The 9,075-nt window shown below is 35.4% G+C and carries 9 protein-coding genes; 2 read left to right on the top strand and 7 right to left on the bottom strand.

Annotated features, from left to right (window positions below; all coding sequences use genetic code 11):
• The first annotated feature begins 424 nt into the window (after window positions 1–424).
• The gene (locus tag ACTYA4_RS09135; RefSeq protein WP_443480802.1) at window positions 425–2,362 is read left to right on the top strand and encodes a fructose-1,6-bisphosphatase; all 1,938 of its coding nucleotides are present in this window, start codon (window positions 425–427) and stop codon (window positions 2,360–2,362) included.
• A gap of 490 nt (window positions 2,363–2,852) precedes the next feature.
• On the opposite strand, the gene ACTYA4_RS09130 is transcribed toward ACTYA4_RS09135, so the two are convergent.
• The 6 genes from ACTYA4_RS09130 to ACTYA4_RS09105 form a co-directional block, all read right to left on the bottom strand.
• Window positions 2,853–2,993 (bottom strand): YrzI family small protein, encoded by a 141-nt coding sequence (locus ACTYA4_RS09130; protein WP_443480801.1) that lies wholly within the window; start codon window positions 2,991–2,993, stop codon window positions 2,853–2,855.
• A gap of 483 nt (window positions 2,994–3,476) precedes the next feature.
• Window positions 3,477–3,719, bottom strand: coding sequence for a YrhC family protein (locus ACTYA4_RS09125; RefSeq protein ID WP_443480800.1), 243 nt, complete (start codon window positions 3,717–3,719; stop codon window positions 3,477–3,479).
• A 248-nt stretch (window positions 3,720–3,967) separates the two neighbouring features.
• The gene (locus tag ACTYA4_RS09120; protein ID WP_443480799.1) at window positions 3,968–5,101 is read right to left on the bottom strand and encodes a bifunctional cystathionine gamma-lyase/homocysteine desulfhydrase; all 1,134 of its coding nucleotides are present in this window, start codon (window positions 5,099–5,101) and stop codon (window positions 3,968–3,970) included.
• On the bottom strand, window positions 5,102–6,025 hold the full coding sequence (locus tag ACTYA4_RS09115) for a PLP-dependent cysteine synthase family protein (RefSeq protein ID WP_443480798.1): 924 nt from the start codon (window positions 6,023–6,025) through the stop codon (window positions 5,102–5,104).
• 124 nt (window positions 6,026–6,149) lie between these two features.
• On the bottom strand, window positions 6,150–6,851 hold the full coding sequence (gene mtnN / locus ACTYA4_RS09110) for a 5'-methylthioadenosine/S-adenosylhomocysteine nucleosidase (protein ID WP_443480797.1): 702 nt from the start codon (window positions 6,849–6,851) through the stop codon (window positions 6,150–6,152).
• Between the two features lies 1 nt (window position 6,852).
• Window positions 6,853–7,500, bottom strand: coding sequence for a class I SAM-dependent DNA methyltransferase (locus tag ACTYA4_RS09105; RefSeq protein WP_443480796.1), 648 nt, complete (start codon window positions 7,498–7,500; stop codon window positions 6,853–6,855).
• 562 nt (window positions 7,501–8,062) lie between these two features.
• Between ACTYA4_RS09105 and ACTYA4_RS09100 the strand changes: the two genes are divergently transcribed.
• A complete protein-coding gene (locus ACTYA4_RS09100; protein WP_443480795.1) occupies window positions 8,063–8,269 on the top strand; it encodes a DUF2536 family protein in 207 nt (68 codons plus the stop codon).
• Window positions 8,270–8,411: 142 nt separating this feature from the next.
• Here the strand turns inward: ACTYA4_RS09100 and ACTYA4_RS09095 are convergent, their stop codons facing one another.
• Window positions 8,412–9,065 (bottom strand): DUF1510 family protein, encoded by a 654-nt coding sequence (locus ACTYA4_RS09095; RefSeq protein WP_443480794.1) that lies wholly within the window; start codon window positions 9,063–9,065, stop codon window positions 8,412–8,414.
• Window positions 9,066–9,075: the final 10 nt, after the last annotated feature.

Raw genomic sequence — 9,075 nt, 5'->3', positions numbered from 1 at the left:
AGAGCCACCTTTGATAGGGTATTTACTTTATTGGCTCTTAACAGGGAAAATAATTTGACTGAAAATTTCGACAGTATTTATACAACACTAGTGGTAAAATGACAATCTAATAAGTTTCAAATCAATCTATCATGGATAAGTCATTATTTCTCCATCCTCAATTGAAATATATAAGTAGTATATCAAGAGACTATAGAATGATACAAAAATTACCATACTCTTTTTTTGCGAGGCAAATATTTTTATATTTAGAAAGAATTTTCAAAAATTATATTATTTTCTACTGTCTTTAAATGAAAAATTAAGTTCCTCTGCCGATTTACTTGTATAATATAAATTAAGAGCTTTCTAATTATATTGAAAATTCAACATTTTCAATGATACAAAATAACATCATAAGTTTATTTAATGCGAGGGGATACAGATGGATACGAAATATTTGGACTTATTAACGGAAAAATATGATTGTGAAGAAAAAGTTGTCACCCAAATTATCAATTTAGAAGCTATTTTAAATTTGCCAAAAGGAACCGAACATTTTGTGAGTGACTTGCATGGAGAGTATAACGCTTTCCAACATGTATTAAGAAATGGTTCTGGAAATGTAAAAGAAAAAATTAAAGACTTATTTAAGGATGAACTCTCCAAAAAAGAAAGAGATGAATTTGCAACACTCGTTTACTATCCGGAAGAAAAGCTGCTTCTTATTAAAAATTCATTTCAAGATGAAAATTTATTGCATCAATGGTATGCGGATACCATTGAACGAATGATTAGGCTGCTTTCTTTTGCTTCCTCTAAATATACACGTTCTAAAGTGCGGAAAGCTTTGCCAGACCAATTTGTATATATAATTGAAGAACTTTTATATAAAAAAGATGAACTTGACAATAAAAAAGAATATTATACTGAAATCATTAAAAAAATTATCTCCCTCGGTCAAGCAAGTAAACTAATTAGCGGGCTGGCATACACGATACAGACGTTAGTCGTTAATCATCTTCATGTTGTTGGCGATATTTATGACCGTGGACCTGAGCCAGATAAAATCATGGAGCGTTTAATGAAGTATCACTCCGTAGATATTCAGTGGGGCAACCATGATGCTTTATGGATTGGCGCTTACGCTGGATCAAAAGTATGTCTTGCGAATATTATTAGGATCTGTGCAAGATATGACAACTTGGATATTATTGAAGATGCGTATGGCATTAATTTGCGGCCGCTTCAAAGTCTAGCAGAGAAATATTATCAAGATAACCGTGCTTTTCGTCCAAAACTAAATTCAAAAGAAGAAGAGCACTCTGAAGAAGAAATTTTACAAATTACGAAAATTCATCAAGCTATATCAATTATTCAATTTAAACTGGAAATGGACATCATCAAAAGAAGACCGGATTTTCATATGAATCACAGACTGCTGCTGGAAAAAATAGATTATCAAGCAAATACGATTGAACTAGACAGCAAAACGTATCCATTAGAAAATACATGTTTTGCAACCATTGATCCAGAGCATCCTGAATTGCTGTTAAAGGAAGAAGAACAAGTCATCGAAAAACTTTTATTTGCAGTTCAACATTCAGAAAAACTAGCAAGACATATGCATTTTTTAATGAAAAAAGGCAGCTTGTACCTAAAATATAATGGAAACCTGTTGATTCATGGCTGCATCCCATTAAATAAAGACGGCAGCATGAAAACAATGGTGATTAACGGAAAAGAATATAGTGGAAAGAATTTATTGGATATTTTTGAATACTATTTAAGATACAGCTTTTCTCATCCAGAAATAACAGATGATATAGCAACAGACATGGTTTGGTACTTATGGTCTGGTGAGAACTCCTCTTTATTTGGCAAAAAAGATATGACAACATTTGAACGTTATTTTATTAAAGATAAGAAAACGCATATTGAACAAAAAAATCCTTATTACTACTTACGAGAAGAAGAAAAGATTTGCAAGATAATTTTAGCAGAATTTAACCTAAACGTAGAGCAAGGGCATATTATTAATGGACATACACCGGTGGAAGAAATCAATGGAGAAAACCCAATTAAAGCAAATGGAAAAATGATCGTGATTGACGGCGGTTTTTCCAAGGCCTATCAATCGACAACTGGAATTGCCGGATACACCCTGTTATACAATTCCTACGGCATGCAGCTTGTTGCCCATCAACGATTTACCTCTAAAGAAGATGTGCTTCACAATGGCACAGACGTTTTATCGGTGAAAAGAGTCGTAGATCGAGAGCTTAGGAGAAAAAAAGTGTTAGAAACAAATGTTGGCGAGGAGATCTTGGAACAAATATCTGATTTGAAACATCTTTTAGCATACAAATACAAGGAAAACTAAAAATCAGCATTAATTGTCAGCCTTCAGTAAAGAACAAAATTTCTTCACTGAGGGCTGTTTTAATGATAGTCAAACAGACTATTTAGGCTTGTTAATAGGATCAGCTAATCTTTTACTTTTGTTCATTTTGCCTTCCAAAGTCAAAAATAAAACAAGGCTGTTTTCGTATAGATTGTTGCTTTTAAACTCGCAGCCTGAATACACTTCGCTTTCCGTGGGCGAGCGTCGAGCCTCCTCGTCGCGAATGCTCCTGTGGGGTCTCGTCTTTCTCGCATTCCCACAGGAGTCTACGTGTATTCAGTCTGCTGAGTACTTCTTCTACCATTTTTTTACGAAAAAACAACAAACTTTGGGAAAACAGCCTAAAACAACTAAGTACATCGCATTCCTTCGATTTTCGTTAGGTAGAATCTTTCTCTACCCATAGAATTGCTTGACGTTTTTGTAATTTAATGATCATGCCACATCACACCTTTCTTTTTCTATTTGTTTAAAATCCACGATACATAGATATCGCTTTTTCTTTATTTTCTTCGATTATTTTGTTAATTCGCTGTTCGTGAATAATTTCTTCTGGTGTTCGTTGTACCTTTTTAATGGTAATCGTAAAAAACAACATATTCAGGGTCATAATATCACCTCCCTTCCCTATCAAAAATTACTTTTTTTTAACTAAAATGTAAAATTTTAATTATAAAAGCGCAAAAAAACCGCATAGAGACAAATGCTCCTGCGGTTATGATAAAAATGCATATAAAAACCGCAGGACACGACTCACCTGCGGTTGGATAGACTATTAGTGTTGTAACCTAGTTCTTCCATTCCTTAGTGGTTGAATTCGTGTTTGTTTCATATAAAGTTGTAGTTTTTACTCCATATACATATCCTAAAACTTTTTGCATGTTATTCAACCTCCTTTAAGAAATATTAGTTATATTGGTAATTATATCCTCCAACACCAGATTTGTAAACACTTTTTCAAAAAAATGGATATAAACTTTCCAGAAAAAATAACTCTCTTGTGCTGAACAGATATTTAACTTGGGGGGCATAAATATTCTATTAACAAAAAAAGAAAAGAAGCATTTCCTATCTCCTTTCCTTCTCGTTAAATTTATTCTTCATTTTTCAGTTCATTTATTTGCTTCTGAAACTGCTTTGCTTTTGTAAAAAAGAAAATAGAAGCTCCTAAACAAGCTGTTGTCATGATCATCATGATTGCTGTGTTCCATTCCGTTTTGTCGAGAGTAGGAATTATGACACCTAAATAAAAAAAAACACCTACAGCTAATAAAACAGTCGCGAATCTTTTAAAATCTTCTATTTTGTCTGTTAAGCCTTTGACCTTCTTTTCCAAGTATTCTCCCCTCCCTTATTTCTAGTAATCTTTATTTTACTGTATCATAGTATTTCAACTGCATCCTTATGAAAATACTAGTAATAATGGAAAGAGGGCGGAGTTGCACCTGCTTGATATTGAACTTTTTTTGTTGCTGTATTAAGGTTTGTCCTTCATAGCTATGATGAAGGACATTTTTATTGGTATTCGACCTAGTTTTGTCCTTCATAGCACACAGATTATAGACATTTTCTTGTTTAGCAGATTTACTCTAACCCTTGTTTTAAATCATCTATTAAATCCTCCACATCCTCTAGTCCTACTGATATTCTTACCAATCCATCTGTAATTCCTAGTTCTGCTCTTCTTTCTTTCGGGATGGATGCGTGGGTCATTTTCGCTGGAACCGAAATCAAGCTTTCTACTGCACCAAGGCTTTCTGCTAACGTAAAATATTTCACTTTATTTAATAGTTTATTAGCCTTATCTTCACTGCCAACATCAAAACTAACCATTCCGCCAAAACCTAATGCTTGTTTTTTACTGATTTCATTATTAGGATGGGTTGCTAAACCAGGATAATACACTTTTTCTACGGCCGGATGTTCTACTAAAAAGGCGACAATTTCTCTTGTGCTGCTTTCATGTTCTTCCATGCGGATCCCAAGTGTTTTAATTCCGCGAATAAGCAGATAGGAATCGTTTGCTCCAAGAACACCACCCGTTGCATTTTGAATAAAATGCAAGTCTTCTCCTAATTTATCATCTTGAACAACTACTAAACCAGAGACAACATCGCTGTGGCCGCCTAAATATTTTGTTGCACTATGAAGTACAATATCTGCCCCTAATGTTAAAGGTGTTTGCCAATAGGGGGTCGAAAACGTATTATCGACAATCGTTAATAATCCAAAATCTTTTGCAGCAGCAGATGCGGCTTTTATATCGGTAATTTTTAATAATGGATTGGTTGGTGTTTCAATATATAACGCAACTGTATTATCTTGAACAGCTTCTTTTATATTCTCTACATTACTCGTATCAATAAAGGTTGCTTCTATGCCAAATTTATTTAAAACCTTTGTCATTACTCGAAATGTTCCGCCATACACATCGTCGGTTAACAGAATATGATCGCCTTTTTTAAACAACATCATTACTGCTGTGATAGCTGCCATTCCCGAACTGAATGCAAACCCTCTTTTTCCTTCTTCTAAATCTTTAATCAGTTCTTCTAATGCATGCCGAGTTGGATTGCCCGTTCTCGAATATTCAAATCCTTTATGATTTCCAACCCCTTCCTGCTTATACGTGCTCACCTGATAAATCGGCACATTTACTGCCCCTGTATATGGATCTCCTTCGATGCCGCCATGGATAAGTTTCGTTTTCCGTTTCATTTAAATTCCTCCTTCATAAATCTTTTTACTCAAATAACGCTCGCTGCCATCAGGAAAAATCACGACAATATTTGTTCCCTTTTTTGCTTCTTTTGCCTCTAATAAAGCCGCTTGGAACGCAGCTCCCGAAGAACTTCCTACAAGCAAACCTTCCTTGCTGGCGAGCTCCTTTACTTTTTCAAAAGCAGCTTCATCTGAAATCGTATAAATTTGGTCAAAATAATCAGGATCCATATACGCTGGTATAAACTCCATTCCGATTCCTTCTGTTTTATGGCTTCCAGATTGGCCTCCATTTAAAATGGAGCCTTCTGGTTCCACTATAACCGTTTTTATCTTGTTATTTTGTTCTTTTAAATAGCGAGCAGTTCCCATAAATGTACCGCCAGTTCCGGCGCCTGCCACAAAAATATCAACATGATGATCCAATTGGTCCCAAATTTCTGGACCTAATGTTTTATAGTAAGTATTTGGATTTGCTTTATTTTCAAATTGTCCTGGAATGTAAGAAGAAGGGATTTGCTTTTGAAGTTTTTTTGCTTTGTCGATGGCTCCCTGCATTCCTAAATGGGTGGGAGTATGCACAATTTTTGCCCCTAATGCCATCATGATTTGTTGTTTTTCGATACTAAATTTTTCTGGTACACATACAATCACTTGAATGTTTTTATGAAGAGCTGCGAGCGTAAGACCTATTCCTGTGTTGCCTGCCGTTGGTTCGATGACTGTTCCACCTTCTCGTAATACTCCGCTTTTTAATGCTTGATCAATCAATTCATACCCTAGCCTGTCTTTAATACTTCCTCCAGGGTTAAAATATTCTAGTTTTGCAAATAAGCGGACCTTTTCTGGCAAGGGAAAATGGGTTAACTCCATCATTGGTGTTTGCCCAATTAATTGATGAATCGTTTCATAAACCTTCAACGCTCTTCCTCCTTAAAAATATTTAGGCATCAAAGCTTATTTATATTATTCCTAGGTGAATAGTATGTTTTAATATTACAATAGCAGAAAGTTTAAAAACTTTCTACTTTCTGCTATTCGTTACTTAAAGCTTTTCTATTCTAGATACAATCCCCATTACTAGATTCGCAGAGTGAACCGCTGCTTTTTCTAAATATTGATCAAAAGAAATATGCGACTCTTTACCAGCGATGTCAGATAACGAGCGAATAATAACAAATGGAAGTTGATGTTGATAAGCAACTTGTGCGATAGCAGCAGCTTCCATTTCAACAGCTTGCAAATCAGTAAATTTACTTTTAATGAAAGCAGCTCTTTCTGGATCATTAATAAAAGAGTCACCCGTTGTAATTAATCCTTTCACAACAGCGTGGTCTCCTATCTGTTTTGCACTTTCTTCCGCGATAACAATTAGATCTTCATTTGCTTGAAAACTTGGCGGCATCTGTGGCACTTGCCCATACTCATAGCCAAAGATGGTTGCGTCTACATCATGATGGCGAACCTCTGAAGAAATAACAACATCCCCCACATTTAATGCAGGATTTAGTCCACCAGCAGAACCTGTATTAATTAAGCAGTCTGGTTTAAATGTTTGTAAAAGAATGGTGGTGCTCATAGCAGCATTTACTTTCCCAATTCCAGATCGTAATAAAACAACTTCTTTGCCAAATAAAGTACCTTCTATAAATTGAAATCCAGCGATGGTATGTTCTTGTTTATTTGTTATTTGTTCTCGTAATAAACTAACTTCTTCTTCCATTGCTCCAATGATTGCTATTTTCATTTTATAACCTCTTTCTAGTTTTTACTCCTTCCATTATCCAAACAAAATCATTAAATTGTGTAAAAGCAACTGTAAATCCATGCTCCTGCAATATATTCGTTAAAACAGGAATGGTTGTGTAGTATTCACGCTTTAAATCTTCTGCTAAATGATGAAAGCCATTTTTAATTGCACTGTCAATTGCATGATGATAATCCTCATTCGATTCATACATTGTATCTGCAAACACTATTTTACCACCAATCGGGAGGTAATTACTATATTGAGCAATCGCTTCTCCCTTTTCTTTGTCCGTTAAATGATGAAAGGCATACGTACTTACGAAAGTGTTAGGAACTTGGTCGAGTTCAAATTCAAGAAAATCCCCTTCTTTTAATATCGCTTTATCCCCAATTTTTTCTTTTGCTAATTTCCTCATCGCTTGAGAGGGCTCTATCGCAGTTACGGATAAGCCTTTATTAATTAACTTTACGGTTAAATTTCCAGTACCTGGACCAAATTCGACTACATGACCATATGATCGGTCCGCCACTTCTTTCAATATATCATCATAATGTCGAAAAACCTCTTTATATTCTCGATCATTTGTTAAACTTTCATCATAAGTGTCCGCCCACTGTTCAAAAAGCTCGATAAATTCCTTCCCCACAAATAATCACACTCCATGTTCATAATATACAATTCTTATATGCATACTATGATTTATTTTGTGACGTGTTCTTTATTTATGATAAGTTTTTCTCTTTGTTTAATGCTGACCTTTCTTTATAAAAGGCTATCCTGAAAAGTGTATGTTCTTGTGAGTAGTCCGCAGCCGGCATACACTTCGCTTTCCATGGGGCGGGCGTCGAGCCTCCTCGTCGCTAGCGCTCCTGCGGGGTCTCGGCTGTCCCGCTAATCCCATAGGAGTCTTCGTGTATGCCGGCTGCTCAGCGCTAAAAAATAGGGATACTGCTTCTTTTCATGCGCCATGGTGCGAATTTTTATTAGCATGGGTGTCTCTATTAAACGATAATGTTGATTTTAGAAGGAAATTTGCGAGACTCCTGCGGAAAGACGGGTACGAGCGAGGAGGCTTGTAAGAATGTCCGCGGAAAGCGAGTGAATTTCCTGACCATTCTATATCAACACTGAAATTTAACAGGGCCTTATAAAAAAACAAAAAACTTATGGTAAAATAAAGATTATTTTAACAAAAGGGAGAGCGGAGAATGAATTTCCAGTTGGATATAATTGAAGATAAAATTGAATTTTTTGAAGGGCATAGCTTAAAATCAATCGAAAAGCAGATTAATGATCAAATTGATATAAATAAAAGCATCCTTTTATCCGTTTACTCAGTAAGCCATCAAACGGTTATACAGGAAAACGGGAGACCTTATTATACAGCAGTCGTTCATTTTAAAGTCAAAAAATAAGGCCCTGTAAAACAATCATGTTGTTTATAGGAAAGGAATCTGCGAGACTCCTGCACCTTTTGAAAATCAACAATGGAATTTTACAGAGCCATAAATAAAAGTTAGAGAGGTGCCGACTTTTAGGCTCCCTCTCTAACTTAGTTTATCTTATATTAAGATCCTTCACTTCTTCTACCTTCGTAGGTTTCCAGCCTTTACCGTCCACCCACTCAATATAAACACGATATTTTTTTGATTTATCTTTTGAAGAAACTGTACCGATTGATTTTTGTGGATCTTTATTATTATTTCCTAAAAACCAGACTACCATATCTGATTCATCCAATCCTGTTCCATATGCCAAAGCTTTCTCTTGTTCGTCCCAATCTGCTCCTGACGAATAAGAAGCAGCATGTTCTCCTGTTTGTGTTGTACCAACAGGCTCCCATGCAGGATTTTCGATTGTTTTTACTACATTGGAATCACTGCCGCCTTCTGTTACAATTGCTTCGTCATCTGTTTTTTCTTCGTCTTCCTCTGCCATTGTTTCTTCATCTGCTGTTTTATCGCTTCCGTTAGCATTCCCGTTAACTGTTTCTGCTTCTACTTTGTCGTCTTTATTTGTTTGTTCTGTTTTCACATTATTTTTATTTGGCTTATCCGCATTTTTACTATCATTAGTATGAAAGATAGAATAAGAAACAAATACAATTAGTAAAAGGACAATCCCGATTAAACTATTTAAGATAAGATTTGTTTTTCTCCGTTTTAATCGTTGTTCAGAACGGCTTTGATTATTATTAGCTTCAGTGCTCAAAGTGTTTCTC

The organism is Niallia yueguangensis, assembly GCF_052663115.1.
Note: the sequence above shows the minus strand (reverse complement) of the source record. Positions and strands in the feature narration are given on the sequence as shown.